Source organism: Alterluteimonas muca (assembly GCF_021191595.1).
Classification (GTDB): Bacteria; Pseudomonadota; Gammaproteobacteria; order Xanthomonadales; family Xanthomonadaceae; genus Luteimonas; species Luteimonas muca.
Window position 1 is genome coordinate 17,415 of the sequence record NZ_JAIWPS010000001.1, and the last position, 17,179, is coordinate 34,593.

Sequence of the window (17,179 nt, forward strand, 5' to 3'; positions counted from 1 at the left end):
GTCGCTGCATTCCGACTTTCCGGCCCCTTGCCTTCATGCACAAGCTTCCATCACAGCCGATCGCCGCGTCGTGCGGGCTGGCCGTGGCCGGCCCGCGGCAGGGGGACGAATCCGCCTACGAGTACTACCGGCGCATCTACCGCGACATGCCGTACTTCTCCAGCGGCCGCGCCTGGAACGATTACGCCCCCGCCTACCGCTACGGCATGGAACAGGTGGAGGCACTGGGCGTGGCGGGCACGTCGTTCGACGCCATCGAGCCGCGGCTGGAGGCCGGCTGGGAGCGCGCCCGCGACGGCTCGCGGCTGGGCTGGCCGGAGGCACGAAGCGCCGTGCGCCATGTGTTCGAGGACGCCGATGCACGCCGGCGCGCGCGTGCGCTGAAGAGGGAATCATGAGCCGTCTGCAGAAGGTCCATGTCGTGGGCGCCGGTATCGGTGCGATCGCCGCCGGGTTCGTGATGGGCGGCATCGGCTACCTGCCGTTCGGCGTGCCGGGGCTGGTGGTGGGCGTGGTGATCGGCGCCGCGATCGGCGCGATCGTCGGTCATCGCAGCATGGAGTCGGCCGACCCGCGTGGTGATCTCGGCCATTTCCAGCAGGTCTACCGGAACAGCAACTACTACGCCGACGGCATGGGCTGGGAGGACTACGCGCCCGCCTACCGGCTTGGGCTGGACAGTTTCGAGCGCCGCCAGCGCGATCCCGACCTCACCGGGGCCGAACTCGAAGCCCGCTGGCCCGCCGTGCGCGGCACCTCGCGGCTGGAATTTTCGCAGGCGTATCCGGCAATCCAACATGTCTGGCGGGAGCTTGGGCAGCGCGAGCGGGCACTGCAGTCGCGCGACGCCGACGCCCCGCGCAGCAGCTGAGCAACGGCCGCGCGGTACCATGGCGGGCCCCTGCAGCCGGACGCGCCATGGCCGACGACACCTCCCCCCGCGAACCCGACGTCACCCGCGAGCAGGCCGAGGAGGCCGTGCGCACGCTGTTGCGCTGGGCCGGTGACGACCCGCAGCGCGAAGGCCTGCTCGACACCCCGAAGCGCGTGGTCAAGGCCTACCGCGAGTGGTTCAGCGGCTATGCGCTCGACGCCGACGAGTACCTCGCGCGTACCTTCGAGGAAGTCGAGGGCTACGACGAGATGATCGTGCTGCGCGACATCGAGTACGAAAGCCACTGCGAACACCACATGGCGCCCATCATCGGGCGCGTGCACGTGGGCTACCTGCCGGCAGGCAAGGTGGTGGGCATCAGCAAGCTGGCGCGGGTGGTGGATGCCTACGCCAAGCGCTTCCAGGTGCAGGAGAAGATGACCGCGCAGATCGCCGGGTGCATCCAGCGCGCGCTGGCGCCGCTGGGCGTGGCGGTGGTGGTGGAGGGCGAGCACGAGTGCATGACCACCCGCGGCGTCCACAAGCGCGGCGTGAGCATGGTGACCTCGACGATGCTCGGCAGCTTCCGCGAGGACGCACGCACCCGCGCCGAGTTCCTGCAGTTCATCGAGACCGCCAGCCGCGGGCGCTGATGGCCGCAGCCTGCCCCTGCGGCACCGGCCGCACCTACGCCGCCTGTTGCGGCCCGCTGCATGCCGGCGCGCCGGCGGCGGATGCCGAGGCGCTGATGCGTTCGCGCTACAGCGCGTATGTGCGCGAGGACGCCGGCTATCTGCTGCGCACCTGGCACCCATCCACACGCCCGCCCGCGATCGCCTTCGACGAGGGCGGCCGGCCGACCTGGCTGGGCCTGACGGTGCTGCGCCATGACCCCCGCGGCGACAGCGCCGGGGTCGAGTTCATCGCCCGCTACCGGATCGGCGGCGGCAGCGCCGTGCGCATGCGCGAACACAGCCGCTTCGTCCGCGAGGACGGCCAGTGGTTCTATGTCGACGCCCTGGACGGATCGGCGCCCTGACGCGGCCATGACGCGGCGCTGATCACGTCCTGCCCAGACTGGCCCGATGCACGCAAGCCTGGCGCCCCCCGCACCTCCGGTCGACGCGATCGCACGCTTCTTCGAGCGGGTGCGCACCCGAACGCAGGGGCTGGCCGCACCGCTGACGCCCGAGGATGCGATGGTGCAGAGCATGGCCGATGCCAGCCCGGCGAAATGGCACCTCGCGCACACCACCTGGTTCCTCGAACGCTTCGTGCTCGCGCTACGGCCCGGCTATGCGCCGTATGCGCCGCACTGGGACCGGCTGCTCAACAGCTACTACCACAGCGCCGGACCGATGCATGCCCGGCCGCAGCGCGGGCATCTGTCGCGCCCGTCGTTGGACGAGGTGCTGGCCTACCGGCAGGCGGTGGATGCGCGCGTGCAGGCGCGTCTGGCGGCCGATGATCTCGATGAGCGCGAGCGCCGCAACCTGCTGCTGGCGCTGCAGCACGAGCAGCAGCACCAGGAGCTGCTGCTGACCGATATCAAGCACGCCTTCTGGAGCAACCCGCTACGGCCTGCCTATCGCGACGACCTGCCGATACCGGCCCAGACAGTTCCGCAGCCCATGCGCTGGATCGATGTCGACGAGGCGCTGGTGCGGATCGGCGCGCCCGCCTGGCCCGCCGCCGACGGCTTTGCCTACGACAACGAATCACCGCGCCACCGCGTGCTGGTGCATGCGCATGCACTGGCGTCGCGGCCGGTGTCCAATGCGGAATTCCGCGAGTTCGTCGAGGACGGCGGCTACCGGCAACCGCTGCTGTGGCTGAGTGACGGCTGGGCGACTGCGCAGGCCGAAGGCTGGACGCGACCGCTGTACTGGAGTGAGGACCTGGCCCATGCGCATACGCTGGGCGGCCCCCGCCAACTCGACCCGGCCGCACCGGTCTGCCATCTGAGCTACTACGAGGCCGATGCCTATGCGCGCTGGTCCGGCGCGCGGTTGCCGACCGAGTTCGAGTGGGAGCGGGCGGCACAGGACGTGGCCCGCGCGGGCAATTTCGCCGACGACGGCCTGCTGGAACCGGCCGCCGCCGCCGGAGGCGACCACGGCGCACCCGTGCAATTGTTCGGCGATGTCTGGGAATGGACGTCCAGCGCTTATGGCGCATACCCGGGGTACCGGCCCTGGACCGGCGGCATCGGCGAGTACAACGGCAAGTTCATGGTCGGCCAGTGGGTGCTGCGCGGCGGCAGTTGCGCCACGCCGCAGGGCCATGTGCGGGCCAGCTACCGCAACTTCTTCCCGCCCGCGGCACGCTGGCAGTTCGCCGGCCTGCGCCTGGCCCGTGACCGCTGACCCCATGGCCCCGGAACACGCGCTGGTCGACCTCCAGCCCACCCCCGCACGCATCCTGGCCGAGGTGGTGGAGGGCCTGTCGCAGTCGCCGCGCCGGCTGCCGTCGAAGTACTTCTACGACGCCGAGGGCTCGCGGTTGTTCGAGGCGATCACCCGGCAACCGGAATACACCCTCACCCGCACCGAGCTGGCGCTGCTGGAGGCGGTGCTGCCCGACATCGGCCAGGCGGTCGGCGACGGCCTGCAGGTGGTGGAGTACGGCAGTGGCAGCGGCCGCAAGACGGAATTGCTGCTGGCGGGGCTCGACGGCGTCGTCGCCTATACCCCGGTGGAGATTTCGCGCAGCGCACTGGAAGCCAGCGTCGAGCGCCTGCGCGCACAGTTTCCGGACATCGAGATGCTGCCGGTGCTGGCCGACTTCACCCGCGCCATCGAGCTGCCCGCGCCACGGCGCCCGGCCCGCGATGTGCTGGTGTTCTTCCCCGGTTCCACCCTGGGCAACTTCACCCACCCGCAATCGGTCGCGCTGCTGGCCGGCATGCGTGCCGTGCTGGGGCCCCGGGGGCATGCGCTGGTCGGTTTCGACCTCGACAAGGATCCGCGCCTGATCGAGGCGGCCTACAACGATGCCGCCGGCGTCACCGCCGCGTTCACCCTGAACCTGCTGCGCCGGCTCAACCGCGAGATCGGCAGCGATTTCGACCTCGACGGCTTCGCCCACCGTGCGGTCTATGCCGGCGAACGCATGCGCATCGAGACCTCGCTGGTCAGCCTGCGCGCGCAGACCGTGCGCGTCGGCGGCCAGCGCTTCGGCTTCGCCGCAGGCGAGGCCATCGCCGTGGAGATCAGCCAGAAGTACACCCGCGGCAGCGTGGCCGGGCTGGCGGCCGAGGCCGGGCTGCGGCTGGCGGGCTGGTGGACCGATCCCGGCCACGGCTTCGCGCTCGGGCTGCTGGCGCCGGACTGACCCCGATGGCCGCGCTGCATGCTGTCGATACACGCAGCCCCCGATATGCTGCCGCGCCGCGTCCCACGGTGCCGCCGATGTTCCGAGCCGCTGTCCTTGCCTGCCTGTGCGCGCTGCCTGCGCTGCATGCCGCCGCGCAGGCGCCCACACCCGCTGCGCATGTCGCGCCTGTCGCCGACCCCGCGTTCGCGCGCTGCCTGTCCACGCTCAGGCAGACGGCCGCCGGCAAGGGGGTCAGTGCCGCCAGCTTCGACCGCTTCACCGCCGGCCTGGCGCCCGACCGCAGCGTGCTCGAACTGCTGGACGCACAGCCCGAGTTCACCACCCCGATCTGGGATTACCTGGCCGCGCTGGTCGACGACGAGCGCGTCGCCGACGGCCGTGCGCGGCTGGCCGAACATGCCGACCTGCTCGCGCGCATCGAGGCGCGTTATGGCGTCGATCCCGCCACCGTGGTCGCGGTGTGGGGCGTGGAAAGCGACTACGGGCGCATCTTCGGCAAGCGCCCGCTGCTGGTGTCGCTGGCGACGCTGTCGTGCGAAGGCCGCCGGCAGCCGTTCTTCCGCGGCGAGTTCATCACCACGCTCAGGCTGCTGCAGGCCGGCGACATCCAGGCCGAAGGGCTGACGGGCTCATGGGCCGGCGCGTTCGGCCACACCCAGTTCATGCCCAGCACCTATGAGCGCATCGCCGTGGACTTCGATGGCGACGGCCGCCGCGACCTGGTCGGCAATATTCCCGACGCGCTCGCGTCCACCGCCAACTATCTCAAGCAGTCGGGCTGGCGCACCGGGCAGCCGTGGGGCTTCGAGGTGCGGGTGCCGCAGGGCTTCGATGCATCGCTTGCAGGCCGCACCAGCCGCCGCCCGCTGTCGGACTGGGCCGCACGCGGCGTACGCCGCTTCGACGGTGCGCCGCTGGTGGCCGGTGGCGTCGCCGCGGACACCCGCTCCGCGCTGCTGCTGCCGGCGGGCCCGCGCGGCCCGGCGTTCGTGGTGTTGCGCAACTACGACGCGATCTATTCCTACAACGCCGCCGAGAGCTACGCGCTGGCCATCGCATTCCTCGCCGAGCGCCTGCGTGGCGGCAACGTGCCGCAGGCCGCCTGGCCCACCGATGATCCCGGCCTGTCGCGCGCGCAACGGCGCGAACTGCAGACGCTGCTGCTGGCACGCGGCCACGACATCGGCGAGGTCGACGGCATGATCGGCACCAATACCCGCCGCGCCATCCAGGCCGAACAGCGGCGGCTCGGGCTGCAGCCCGCCGACGGCCGCGCGGGCGTGCGCATCCTCGAGGCGCTGCGTCGATGAGCACGGCGCTGGCCGGCACCGCCAGCGCGACGGCAGTGCGCGCGGGCGTGCACGCCGGGTCCGACGGCTGGATCGTCGATACCCCGCTCGCGCGCGCGGCGATCTCCGCCTGGGGCGGACAGCTGCTGTCGTGGCAACCCGCCGGCGCCGCACAGGACGTGCTGTGGTTGTCGCCGCGGGCGAAGTCGCCACCCGCCCCGCTGCGCGGTGGCGTGCCGCTGTGCTGGCCTTGGTTCGGCAGCGGCGAGGGCGATCTTCCCGCGCACGGGCTTGCGCGCACGCGCGCATGGGTGCTCGACGATTGGGAGCTCGAGGAGGATGGCAGCGTCGCGCTGGCGTTGCGGCCTGCGGTGCAGCCGGTGCCGGGGCTGGAGCTGATCCAGCACCTGCGGATCGGCCGCGTGCTCGAACAGACCCTTGAGACCCGCAACAGCGGCGACGTGCCATTGGCCATCACCCAGGCGCTGCACAGTTATTTCCGGGTCGGCGACGTTGCACAGGTGGAAGTCGACGGGCTCGACGGCCACGACTATCTCGACAGGTACGAAGGCTATGCCGCGGCCCGCCACCAGCGCGGGGCCTGGCGGCTCGACGATCCGCGTGACCCTGGCCGCAGCGACCGCATCTACCTCGGCACCGGCGGGCGTTACCTGCTGCGCGATCCAGTGCTGGGGCGACGGCTGGCGATCACCTCGGCGGGCAGCCATTCGCTGGTGGTGTGGAATCCCGGCGAGGCCGGCGGGCGGGCAATGGACGATGTCGGCGACGGCTGGCGCGACTACCTGTGCCTGGAAGTCGCCAACGTCGCCACCGACCGCGTGCAGCTGGCACCCGGCACCACCCATCGGCTATCGCAACGGGTGGAGGTGCTGGCGCTGGATGGGATCGAGGGATCCAGGACGGAGTGATGCTCCGAAGCCGCGCGCTGTCCAAGGCGCGGGCGTGTGCGCAGCAAGCAGGAGCTCGCGCGCGATAAGTCACGGCCAAGTCGGAATCCGCGAATGGCCGTGGGGCGATGTCCCGGCACTCGGGGGCGCTCCGTCTGGATCCGCGCTGCCCGTCGCGCGCACCGGGGGGTGTGCTCCCCCGGCCGGAGTCCGCGTCCAGCTACCACGGCCGGCCGCCGGCCATCCATGGCCGGCTGGGAGCACATCCCCCGATGCACGCGACGGGCCCCGGCGTTCGCGGGCTCCGGCATGGAGAGCAAACAGCGGTTGCAGACGGCGGCCGCCATTGGCCATTCGATCTAATCGCCGTTGACGTCCGGCCAGGCGCGACGCCAGGTCGGTGCCCCGCGGACGCAGGAGGATCGAGAGCTGGCCATGGACGGCCGTCGCAGCCGCGTTGTCCGGTTGCATTCGACCATGCTCGTGGCTCCGACACTTGCGGATGGAGATCGACACAGCTCGGCGGAAGTCGTGGTTTGCGACAGCGCCTGACGTTCTTCGCCGTCGATCTTCGTGCCGACAGACGACCGGTGGAGCCCGCCGCGGACGCAGGGGGATGTCCAGAGCCGGCCATGGATGGCCGGCGGCCGGATGTGGTAGCAGGACGCGGAGATATCCGGCTGGGCATCCCCCTGTGGCCGCGGCGGGCACCCGCGCCCCCTGCGCAGCTCGGCTCGGGACTGGCTTCCGGGGTCTGCGCTCGGATGGCTCCTCAATCGGGAAAAGACCCAAAAGAAATGCCACCCCGGTCAGGGTGGCAAATCGTCGACCTTGGAGAGAGAGATGACGGCGTGCGTCAGCGGGTCGGCGGTTGTTCGGGATCCTCGGGTGGGATCTGTCCGTCGGTGGGATCGAGCGGCGGCGGGTCGGTGACCGGATTCCCCGTCGGCGGAAGACCCGTGGTCTGGCTGGGTCGCGAGGTGCCATCGATCGGATCGGCGACCGGCGGCGTGCCGTAGGGCCCGGTGGTGTTTTCGGCGGCCGGCGTCGGCTCGGTGGCAGCGGCATTGGTCGCCGGGGGCACCACATCGTTGTTGTTGGTGTTCGAGGGGCTGCAGGCCACCAGCCCGAGGGCGAGCAGTGGCAGAAGTGCGAACGTCGGATTGCGCATGCGTGGGCCCTCGCGATCGGGGAGGCCAGCGTCCAACAGCAGGTGTATTGCCGGCGTCACGGAAGTGCTAACGAAACGCGAAGGCAGCTCAACCGCAATCGATCGAGGCCACGATGTTGCTCTCGTCGACGCGCAGGTTGAGGCGGCCTTCGAGGTATTCGAGGGTGACCATCTGGTCGGGTTTCAGCGTGCGCGCGGTGTTGGCGCCGGCGGCTGCGCGCGCACGCTCCACCAGTTCGGTGGTGGCCGCCTGGCCGACGAAGGACTGCGCACGCGTGGCATCGCAGCGTTCGGTCACGGTGGGCGTGGCGGGATCGGCGGCGGCCGTGTCGCGCGGGCTTGCGCAGGCGGTCAGTGCGAGCAGGGCGGCGGTGCAGGCCAGGGCCGAGAGCGAACGGGTCATGGGGAGATCTCCGGAGCGGGCATACAGGCTGCAGGCGCCGGTGTTGCGATCGGGTCAATGCCGCGCCGCATTTGCCGTGGCGTTGACGCGCTTCTGCAGAAGCTGCCGCGCATGAGTTCCTCCTCCCCCGCGGCGGCAGCGCCGACTGCCGACCCCGTGCGCGACGCCCGCCAGGCCGGCCTGGTGTACGTCAGCGATACCCAGCCCGGCATCATCCGCGTGCGCAGCGGCAAGGGGTTCTGCTATCGCCTGCCCGACGGCAGCGTGCTGCGTGACCGCGACGAGCTGGCGCGCATCCGTGCATTGGCGATCCCGCCCGCCTATACCGACGTATGGATCTGCACCGATCCGCGCGGCCACCTGCAGGCCACCGGGCGCGATGCGCGGCGCCGCAAGCAGTACCGCTATCACCCGCGGTGGGCGGAAACCCGCGGGCTGGGCAAGTTCGATCGCGTGATCGCGTTCGGCCGGGCGCTGCCGCGGCTGCGCCGGCGCTTGCGGCGCGACCTGCGCCAGCGGGGGTTCCCGCGCGACAAGGTGCTCGCGGTGGTCGTGTCGCTGATGGCGGAGACGCTGGAGCGGGTCGGCAACGCCTGTTACGCCAGCAGCAACCGTTCGTACGGTCTGACCACGCTGCGCAACCACCATATCGATTTCCTGCGTGGTGGCCGCGCGCGGCTGCGCTTCCGCGGCAAGGGCGGGCTCGACCACGATCTCGAGATCGACGACGCCCGGCTGGTGAAGCTGGTGCGCGCCTGCCAGGAACTGCCGGGGCAGGCGCTGTTCCAGTACCACGACGACGACGGCACGTTGCAGCCGGTGGATTCCAGCGACGTCAACGCCTACCTGCGCGAGGCCACCGGCGAACACTTCACCGCCAAGGACTTCCGCACCTGGGGCGCGACGCTGGAGGCGTTCCGCATTCTTGCCACCACGCCGCTGCCGCCGCCATCGCGCACCGGCGAGCCCAGCCAGCGTGCGCTGGCGCAGGTGAAGAACGCGGTGGTCGCCGAAGTGGCGTCGGTGCTGTGCAACACGCCATCGGTATGCCGCAAGGCCTATATCGACCCGCGGGTGTTCGCCGGCTGGGAAGACGGCAGCCTCGCCCGGGCCGCCGCCGGCGCGCGCGGCGAACGCCAGTGGGAACTGGCGGCGCTGAAATTCCTCGCCGGCTGCGATCGTGCGCGTGCCAGTGCTGCGCGCAAGCAGGCAAAGGCGGCCGCGAAGACCTCGACGCACCCGCGCCAGCGCAAACGTGAGGCGTCGGCGCGCGCGCAGCGCGCGTGACGCGCTACAGCCAGCGCCGCACCCGTGCCCGGTAATCGAGATAGGCCTGGCCGAACAGTGCGTGCATGCGCGACTCCTCGAAGGGAATCATCACCCGCTCGAGCTGCAGCAGCGGCAATGCCATGAGCGGCAGCGCCCAGGGCGCACGCAGGTACATGGCCAGGCCGACGTAGGCGGCAACCAGGCTCACGTACATCGGGTTGCGGCTGTAGCGGTACGGACCATGCACGACCAGCCGCGAGGCCGCGCCCGAGGGCAGGATGGTGGTGCGCTCACGTGCGAACAGGCCGAGGCTTGCCAGCGACAGCAGCAGCCCGGCCGTGGCGAGCAGGCCGCCCGCGGTCTGCAGCGCGGGCACCCACCGGCCGTCGTACACCGGCAGTGCCAGCAGCTGCTGCAGCAGCAGGCCACCACCGAGGCAGCCGGCAAATGTCAGCGGTGCCGGGAATGTCGCCAACCATGGTGCGCGTGTGCCGCTGCGCCCGCCCTGCGTGCCTGCCTCGACCGCATGCAGGCCGGTCACGGCCTGCGCGTCCGCCTCGTTCATCGTGTTCCCCCTTGCGCTGCGCGCGTCGTCCTGACGGCCGGTGCGCCCGCTCCCCGCGGGCGTGCCGGTGGCGGCTCAGGCCGCCTGTATCTGCACCACCCGCAGCGGGTTGTCCCACTCGCGAAGCAGCTCGGCTTCGCGCGTCTTCGCCGCACGCAGGTGCGCGTCCTTGACGTGGCCGAAGCCGCGGATGTGTTCCGGGATGCTGGCGATCTCCGCGGCGAGGTCGACATTGCCGCCGTCGAGCTTCTCCAGCAGGCCGCCGACGGTGCGCTCGTAGTCGGCGATGAGCTGGCGCTCCATCTTCCGCTCCGCGGTATAGCCGAACACGTCCAGCGGCGTGCCGCGCAGGCCGCGCAGCTTGGCCAGCACCCCGAAGGCCTTGAACACCCACGGGCCGTACTCGCGCTTCTGCAGCTCGCCCTTGGTGTTCTTCTTCGCCAGCAGCGGCGGGGCGAGGTGGAAGTGCAGCGTGTAATCACCCTCGAACTGCTGCTCCAGCCGGCGGCGGAACTCACCACTGGTGTACAGGCGTGCGACCTCGTACTCGTCCTTGTAGGCCATCAGCTTGAACAGCGAACGTGCGACCGCTTCGGTGAGGTCGGTGGAGCCGGGTGCCTTCGCTGCTTCGGCCTTGCGCACGCGGGCCAGGAATTCGGCATAGCGGCGCGCGTACTTCGCGTTCTGGTAGTCGGTGAGGAAGGCGGTGCGGCGACTGACGAGTTCGTCGAGCGAACGCGACAGGCGCAGGTCGTCGAGGGGGAGGAAAGTGATGGCGTCGGCGTTTGCCCTCACCCCACCGTCGGCTCCGCCAACGGTCCCCCCCTCTCCCGTGGCACGGGAGAGGGACGCGTGTGCGCGGCCTGCGGCCGCGGGTGTCTTTTCGGGCAGATGTCGCAGGTCGTCCTCGTCGCGTGCCGGCTTCGGGGCCGCGGTGGCACCTGCCTCGGTGCTTTCCCACTCGCCCGGCGGCAGTGCTTCGAGTGCGTGCGGGGTGCTCTCGGCCACGGTGCGCGCGGTGGTTTCCAGCCCGGCGGCCTCGCGCACGGCATCCGGATCGACCGCCGCCAGCCGGCCCCATGCGAACGCGGTCCTGTTCATCTCCACCGCGGCGCCGTTGAGCTCGATCGCACGCGCGATCGACTCGAACGACAGCGGCACCCAGCCGCGCTGCCAGGCGTAGCCGAGCATGAAGAGGTTGGCGGCGATCGCATCGCCCATCAGTGCCGTGGCCAGCCGGGTGGCATCGACCACGTTGAGCGCACCGGCCTGCGCGGCCCCGCCACCGAGTGCGGTGCGTACCGCGCTGATGATGTCGGCGGCCGGGAACTCCATGTCCGGGCGGGTGGTGAAGCTGCCGGGCATCGCCTCGTAGCTGTTGAGCACCACGTGGCTGCGGCCCTCGCGGATCTTCGACAACGCCCAGTAGTCGTTGACCACCACCATGTCGCAGCCCAGCACCAGGTCGGCCTCGCCGGCGGCGATGCGCACCGCGTGGATGTCGGCCGGGGTCTTCGCGAAACGGATATGGGTGGTGACGGCGCCGCCCTTCTGCGCGAGGCCGGTCTGGTCGAGCACGGTCGAGCCACGCCCTTCGAGGTGCCCCGCCATGCCAAGCAGCGCGCCGATGGTGACCACGCCGGTGCCGCCGACGCCGGTGATCAGGATGTTCCACGGCTGCGACAGGTCGCTTGCGAACACCGGATCCGGCAGGCTGGCCAGGCGTTCGGCGGCGTTGACCTTGCGACCCTTGCGCGGCTTGCCGCCATGCACGGTGACGAAGCTCGGGCAGAAGCCCTCGACGCAGCTGTAGTCCTTGTTGCAGTTGGACTGGTCGATCGCGCGTTTGCGGCCGAATTCGGTCTCCTGCGGCAGCACCGAGACGCAGAACGATTTCTTGCCGCAGTCGCCGCAGCCCTCGCAGACCAGGGTGTTCACGAACACGCGCTTGGCCGGGTCCGGCAGCTTGCCGCGCTTGCGGCGGCGGCGCTTCTCGGTGGCGCAGGTCTGGTCGTAGATCAGGATCGACACGCCCTTGACCTCACGCAGGCGCGTCTGCACCGCGTCGAGCTCCTTGCGGTCGTGGAACTCGACGCCTGCGGGGAAGATCGACGGATCCGACCACTTGGCGATGTCGTCGCTCAGCAGCACGATCGTGTGCACGCCCTCGGCGCGCATCTGGTGGGCGATGTCGGGCACGGTCAGGGTGCCGTCGACCGGCTGGCCGCCGGTCATCGCCACCGCGTCGTTGTAGAGGATCTTGTAGGTGATGTTGACCTTGGCCGCGATCGCCTGGCGGATCGCCAGCGAGCCGGAGTGGAAGTAGGTGCCGTCGCCCAGGTTCTGGAAGATGTGCGGCGTGTCGGTGAAGGCCGCCTGGCCCGCCCAGGTGACGCCCTCGCCACCCATGTGGGTGAAGGTGTCGGTGGCGCGGTCCATCCACGTGACCATGTAGTGGCAGCCGATGCCGGCCTGCGCGCGCGAGCCTTCCGGCACCCTGGTCGAGGTGTTGTGCGGGCAGCCCGAGCAGTAGTGCGGCACGCGCGGGAACTGCGCACGCGGCAGCGCCAGCGCGCTTTCCTTCTGCTCCATCCAGCGCAGCGTGTCGCGGATGTGCTCGGAATCATGGAAGCGCTGGATGCGCCTCGCGATCACGCCGGCGATGGTCGCCGGGGTCAGTTCGCCGGTGGATGGCAGGATCCAGTGGCCGTCCTCGTCGTATTTGCCGACGATCGACGGGCGCCTGCCCTCGAAGTTGTAGAACATCTCCTTCATCTGGCTTTCGATGAAGGACAGCTTCTCCTCGACCACGAGGATGTCCTCGAGCCCGCGCGCGAACGCACGGATGCCCACCGGTTCCAGCGGCCAGGTCATGCCGACCTTGTAGACGCGGATGCCGAGCTCGGCGCACGCGCGCGCATCGAGCCCCAGGTACTCCAGCGCCTGCAGCACGTCGAGATAGCTCTTGCCGGTGGTAACGATGCCCAGCCGTGCGTTGGGCGAATCGATCACCACGCGGTCGATGCGGTTGGCGCGCGCGAACGCCTGTGCGGCCTTGACCGCATAGCGGTGCAGGCGCATCTCCTGCTCCATCGGCGGATCGGGCCAGCGGATGTTCAAGCCGCCGGGCGGCAGTTCGAAGTCGTCTGGCGTGGCGATCTGCAGCGCGAACGGGTTGACGTCGACCGAGGCCGAAGACTCCACCGTCTCGGCGATCGTCTTGAAGCCGACCCAGCGCCCGGTGTAGCGGCTCATCGCCCAGCCGACCAGGCCCATGTCGAGGATGTCCTGCACGCCGGCCGGGTTGAGGATCGGCATCAGCGCGCTGGTGAACTCGCCCTCGCTGCCGTGCGGCAGGGTCGAGCTGCGGCAGGCGTGGTCGTCGGCGGCCAGCGCCAGCACGCCGCCATGCGGATTGGTGCCGGCGGCGTTGGCGTGCTTGAACACGTCGCCGCAGCGGTCGACGCCCGGGCCCTTGCCGTACCACATCGCGTACACGCCATCGACGGTGGCGCCCGGGAACAGGCCCGTCTGCTGGGTACCCCACACCATGGTCGCGCCGAGGTCCTCGTTGAGGCCGGGCTGGAACTTCACCCGCGCTTCTTCCAGATGTTTGCGGGCGCGCCACAGCTCGAGGTCGAAGCCGCCCAGCGGGCTGCCGCGGTAGCCGGAGATGAAGCCGCCGGTATTCAACCCTGCGGCCTGGTCGCGCAGTCGCTGCATCAGCGGCAGCCGCACCAGCGCCTGCACGCCGGACAGGTAGATGCGGCCCTCGGTGCGGGTGTAGCGGTGGTCGAGGCTGTAGTCGGTGTCCACCGCCCCACGGGTCAGGGCGGTGTTCGCGGACGCAGGAGAAGACAGTTCGGCAGTGCTGGTCATGGCGGAGTCTTGGCTTGCGCGCGCGGCGCTGGCGGCCATGGCGGATGCCGGATGGCGCGACGGGTGGAGCCGGGAGGGCCCGGCCGGGGGCGCGCGATTGTAGCAGCGCGCTTTCCGGCCCCCTTTTCAGGCATGCCTGGCGGCCCCGCCGTAGAATGGCCGCGGGAGAACACGCAACACCTCAGGGGAAAACACGATGAATCCACGCACCTTCGCCTGCCTGGCGCTGTTGTGGCTGTGCGTGCTGGCGCCGACGGCGCTGGCGCAGTCGCTGCCGGCATTGCGCGAGTTCTATTTCGACGACGACCAGGCCGCGCGCCCGATCCGCGTGGTCGAGGGCACCGACGATGCCGCGGTCGAACAGCTGATGCGCACGATGGAGCGCCGCCAGCGCCATGCCGAACTCGCCACCGCGCAGCTGGCGCACATCGCGCTGGCCGGCGGCCGCGCCGAGACCGCGCATGCGCTGTACCGGCAGGCGATCGAGTCCACCTCGCCGCGCAGCTCGCAGCGCCAGCAGGTGCAGTGGAACTACGGCTGGGACCTGCTGCGCGCCGGTAATGCCGAGGGCGCGCTCACGCAGTGGGCGGGGGTGATGGAAGGCCGCCGCCAGCAGCCGGAATGGCTGCCACCGACGTTTGCGCTCGCCCTGTGGCGGCTCGACCGCCGCGCCGAGGCGGTGGCCTGGTTCGCGGCCGCGGTGCGCACCCACCCCGACCGCTGGCCCTACGCCGCCAACCTGCCGGCGCTGCTGCCCGACTGGCACGAGGACGAGCGCGCAACACTTGCACAGGTGCAGGCCGCGTGGGTCGCCAATCCGCCGGCCTGGCCCTGAGGCGGTCGGAAACACGTCCGTCCGGGCCTCGGACGACCACAGCTCCGGCTGCCGCGGCGGCGCCTGTCAGTCCGTGTCCTGCACCGCCACTTCCAGCGGCACGCCATTGGCCTTGAGCCACGCCACCACCTGGCGGCGCTCGTCGAGGGCGCGGTCGTTGAGCAGTTCCCGGCGGTAGCCGAAGTAGTAGGGCTGGAAGCTCTTGCCGCCGGAGTTCTCCGCCAGCGGCGGCGCGCCGGCCTCGAGCAGGCGCAGGATCGTCGCGCCGGCATTGGTACGGGCGGCCACGTGCAGGGGGGTGTCGCCGTTGAGGTCGGCGAGGTCGGCGTCCGCACCGGCGTCCAGCAGCACCTCGAACTGGCGCGCCTCCGGCGACAGCAGGGCGGACACAAGCGGGGTGGCGCCGGTATGCGGATTGCGCACGTTCGGGTCGCCGCCGCCGGCCAGCACCGCGCGCAGCAGCCCGGCATTCCCGGAGAACGCCGCCGCATGCACCGCGGTGTCACCGCGTGCGTTCGCGCGGTTGGGGTCGGCACCGCCGGCCAGCAGCGCCTGCACGCTGGCGACCTGGCCCTGGCGGATGGCCTCGATCAGCAGGCTGGAACCATCGCTGCCGGGTGTGTTGGCATCCACACGCTCCAGCTGGCGACGGATCTCGGCGTCATCGCCACGGCGCACCGCATCGGCCAGCGATGCGACCTCGGGACTGGTGAAGGCATCGGTGCTCATGGACGGTTGGGCGCACCCCGGGGCGCAGATGAGGGCCAGGGCGCCGGCGATCGCGTGGAAGGGGCGCATGCGGGCCATTTCAATCGCGATCGCTGCCGGGCGCAAGCGTTACCGCTCACCGCCCGAACAGGCCACCCACGAAGTTGGTCACGCCCTGCGCCACCTTGCCGGCACCATCGGCGATGGTCTCGACCACCTGTCCACCCGCGTCGGCGACGAACTCCACCGCGTCACCACCGAAGTCGACCGCACCCGACAGCGCATCACCGGCCCAGCCGTCCACGCGCTCGTCGATCTTCGCCGCCAGTGAATCGGCATAGCGGTCGACGGTGTCGCCGACCGAGTTGGCGGCACCCTCGGCGAAGTCACCGGCGATGCTGAAGCCGCCGGCGACGTACCGGCCATTTGCGAACTCGCTGGCGACCACGCCGTCGATATCGGTGGCGAAGTCATGGGTGTTGCGCGCGAAGTCGTCCTTCAGCTCGCCCGGCAGCAGGTCCTGCAGGTCGCGGCCGAGGTTGGAGGGGTTCTCGTAGCCGGCCTGCCAGGGCTGGCGGTCGATCATCGCCGCGGTCAGCGCATTGGGGCTGTGGCTGATCCCGGCGTAGGCGATGTTGCCACCCACCACCGTCACCAGGGAGCCACCGAGCGCTCCGAGAGGGGCGATGAGCGGCCCGCCGATCACGGTGGCAACCCCGGCCCCGATGGGCGCCCCGACGATCGTGCCGGTCACCGGATCGCGGGCGAGTTCGACGCCGGCATTGATGGCCCGGCTCTGCTCCGGCGAGAAGCCTTCCGTCGGGCCGTAATTGGTGAACATGTTGTGCTCGTCGGCTCGGGCGGGATCGACCACGATCCGCGTGCCGATCGCATCCGGTGCCACCAGTCCGGTGGCCCAGCTGTCCTGGGCATTGGTCAGTGCGTCGCCCGACAGCGAGTAGGCGCGGATCTGGCCGCCCTCGGCGAGGTCGCGCGCGCGCTGCGGATCGATGCCCATGCGGTCGAAGGTGTTGGGGTGGATGCCCGACGCATCGAAGGTGACCGCGGGCACGCCACTGGCCAGCGCGCCGACGCTGGCCAGCCCACCGCCCTGGGAGTGGCCGGTGATGGCGAGGTTGGAGGACTCACCACCCGGGTTGTCGCCGAACACCTGTGCGAATTCCACCGCGGTGTTGACCGCGGTGACGCTGAACTTGTCGCCGTCGCGGGTCTCGTAGCCGAGGCCCTGGCGGAAGTTGTTGTCCCAGTCGTCGCCGCCCTCGGCGGTGCCGCGGTAGGACAGCACGTAGTTGCCGTCGCCGTCGCTATAGACCTCGGCGCGGAATTCCTGGTCGTTGGTCGGCACGCTGTCGTTGGCGCCGAGGTACTGCAGGCGCCAGGCCTGCACCTGTTCCGGGGTGGCCGGCCGCTCCGGCGTGCCGATGCGTTCGGCGAGGTCGGCGTCCGACACCGCGCTCCAGCCTTCCGGCGGATCGCCACGGGTGCCGTAGACCGCGGTGGCCAGCTGCGACAGGGTCACGTCGAAGGGCTGCGCCTGCGTGCCGCTGGCCACCGAGCCGAGCGTGCCGCCCTGGGGGATGCCGTACTGGCCGCCTGCGGCGGACGGCGACTGCGCGGCATTCGCGCCCGGTGCCTGGACCTGCGGATGCCAGCTCGGCTCGGGGCGGTAGCCACCATTGCCACGGGCCAGGCACTGCGGCGGCTGCGACGGCGGCGGTGGCGGCTCCTGGCGGAGCAGGGGGCGATGGATGGCACCGCTGTCGGAGATGGTCATGACCATCGGCATGTCCTGTGCGCAGAATCCTGTGCCCGTTATCCCGAGCCGGGCGCCGGGTGGCAATCCGGGCTGACCCTAGGGCGGTGCGCAGGGCCGGGTGCCGACGCCGTACGCCGCACGACGTACGACGTACTATCGGGCTCC

At 70.8% G+C, this 17,179-nt stretch carries 16 protein-coding genes; 10 read left to right on the top strand and 6 right to left on the bottom strand.

The window, feature by feature from the left end; all coding sequences use genetic code 11:
- The first annotated feature begins 35 nt into the window (after positions 1-35).
- The 8 genes from LDO11_RS00095 to LDO11_RS16015 all read left to right on the top strand — a co-directional run bounded on the left by LDO11_RS00095 (position 36) and on the right by LDO11_RS16015 (position 6,428).
- Positions 36-398, top strand: a complete 363-nt coding sequence (locus LDO11_RS00095) for a hypothetical protein (RefSeq protein ID WP_232139705.1) — start codon at positions 36-38, stop codon at positions 396-398.
- Positions 395-871: a hypothetical protein gene (locus LDO11_RS00100; RefSeq protein WP_232139706.1), complete on the top strand. Its 477-nt coding sequence runs from the start codon at positions 395-397 to the stop codon at positions 869-871. The genes LDO11_RS00095 and LDO11_RS00100 overlap by 4 nt, the downstream gene beginning before the upstream one ends.
- A gap of 47 nt (positions 872-918) precedes the next feature.
- Complete coding sequence (folE, locus tag LDO11_RS00105; protein WP_232139707.1) at positions 919-1,527, top strand: GTP cyclohydrolase I FolE; 609 nt, start codon at positions 919-921, stop codon at positions 1,525-1,527.
- Positions 1,527-1,913, top strand: a complete 387-nt coding sequence (locus LDO11_RS00110; RefSeq protein ID WP_129134711.1) for a YchJ family protein — start codon at positions 1,527-1,529, stop codon at positions 1,911-1,913. The genes folE and LDO11_RS00110 overlap by 1 nt, the downstream gene beginning before the upstream one ends.
- 46 nt (positions 1,914-1,959) lie before the next feature.
- Positions 1,960-3,240 (top strand): ergothioneine biosynthesis protein EgtB, encoded by a 1,281-nt coding sequence (gene egtB, locus LDO11_RS00115; RefSeq protein ID WP_232139708.1) that lies wholly within the window; start codon positions 1,960-1,962, stop codon positions 3,238-3,240.
- A gap of 4 nt (positions 3,241-3,244) precedes the next feature.
- Entirely contained in the window at positions 3,245-4,207 is a 963-nt protein-coding gene (egtD, locus tag LDO11_RS00120; protein WP_129134713.1) for an L-histidine N(alpha)-methyltransferase, read from the top strand.
- A 77-nt stretch (positions 4,208-4,284) separates the two neighbouring features.
- A complete protein-coding gene (locus LDO11_RS16010; RefSeq protein ID WP_232139709.1) occupies positions 4,285-5,520 on the top strand; it encodes a lytic murein transglycosylase in 1,236 nt (411 codons plus the stop codon).
- Positions 5,517-6,428: a D-hexose-6-phosphate mutarotase gene (locus LDO11_RS16015; protein WP_232139710.1), complete on the top strand. Its 912-nt coding sequence runs from the start codon at positions 5,517-5,519 to the stop codon at positions 6,426-6,428. The genes LDO11_RS16010 and LDO11_RS16015 overlap by 4 nt, the downstream gene beginning before the upstream one ends.
- Before the next feature lie 835 nt (positions 6,429-7,263).
- Here the strand turns inward: LDO11_RS16015 and LDO11_RS00135 are convergent.
- Both LDO11_RS00135 and LDO11_RS00140 read right to left on the bottom strand, forming a co-directional pair.
- The gene (locus tag LDO11_RS00135) at positions 7,264-7,578 is read right to left on the bottom strand and encodes a hypothetical protein (RefSeq protein WP_232139711.1); all 315 of its coding nucleotides are present in this window, start codon (positions 7,576-7,578) and stop codon (positions 7,264-7,266) included.
- Between the two features lie 88 nt (positions 7,579-7,666).
- On the bottom strand, positions 7,667-7,981 hold the full coding sequence (locus LDO11_RS00140; protein ID WP_129134720.1) for an I78 family peptidase inhibitor: 315 nt from the start codon (positions 7,979-7,981) through the stop codon (positions 7,667-7,669).
- Between the two features lie 111 nt (positions 7,982-8,092).
- On the opposite strand from LDO11_RS00140, the gene LDO11_RS00145 reads away from it, so the two are divergent.
- Complete coding sequence (locus tag LDO11_RS00145; RefSeq protein WP_232139712.1) at positions 8,093-9,268, top strand: DNA topoisomerase IB; 1,176 nt, start codon at positions 8,093-8,095, stop codon at positions 9,266-9,268.
- Positions 9,269-9,272: 4 nt separating this feature from the next.
- Here the strand turns inward: LDO11_RS00145 and LDO11_RS00150 are convergent, their stop codons facing one another.
- Both LDO11_RS00150 and LDO11_RS00155 read right to left on the bottom strand, forming a co-directional pair.
- Positions 9,273-9,725, bottom strand: coding sequence for a methyltransferase family protein (locus LDO11_RS00150; RefSeq protein ID WP_435574584.1), 453 nt, complete (start codon positions 9,723-9,725; stop codon positions 9,273-9,275).
- Between the two features lie 165 nt (positions 9,726-9,890).
- Positions 9,891-13,694 carry an indolepyruvate ferredoxin oxidoreductase family protein gene (locus tag LDO11_RS00155; RefSeq protein ID WP_232139714.1) on the bottom strand — a complete coding sequence of 1,268 codons (3,804 nt, stop codon included), beginning with the start codon at positions 13,692-13,694 and terminating at the stop codon, positions 9,891-9,893.
- Between the two features lie 196 nt (positions 13,695-13,890).
- Between LDO11_RS00155 and LDO11_RS00160 the strand changes: the two genes are divergently transcribed.
- Entirely contained in the window at positions 13,891-14,529 is a 639-nt protein-coding gene (locus tag LDO11_RS00160) for a tetratricopeptide repeat protein (protein ID WP_232139715.1), read from the top strand.
- Positions 14,530-14,595: 66 nt separating this feature from the next.
- Here the strand turns inward: LDO11_RS00160 and LDO11_RS00165 are convergent, their stop codons facing one another.
- Positions 14,596-15,258 (bottom strand): ankyrin repeat domain-containing protein, encoded by a 663-nt coding sequence (locus LDO11_RS00165; RefSeq protein ID WP_232139716.1) that lies wholly within the window; start codon positions 15,256-15,258, stop codon positions 14,596-14,598.
- A gap of 115 nt (positions 15,259-15,373) precedes the next feature.
- A complete protein-coding gene (locus LDO11_RS00170) occupies positions 15,374-17,032 on the bottom strand; it encodes a DUF2974 domain-containing protein (RefSeq protein WP_232139717.1) in 1,659 nt (552 codons plus the stop codon).
- Positions 17,033-17,179: the final 147 nt, after the last annotated feature.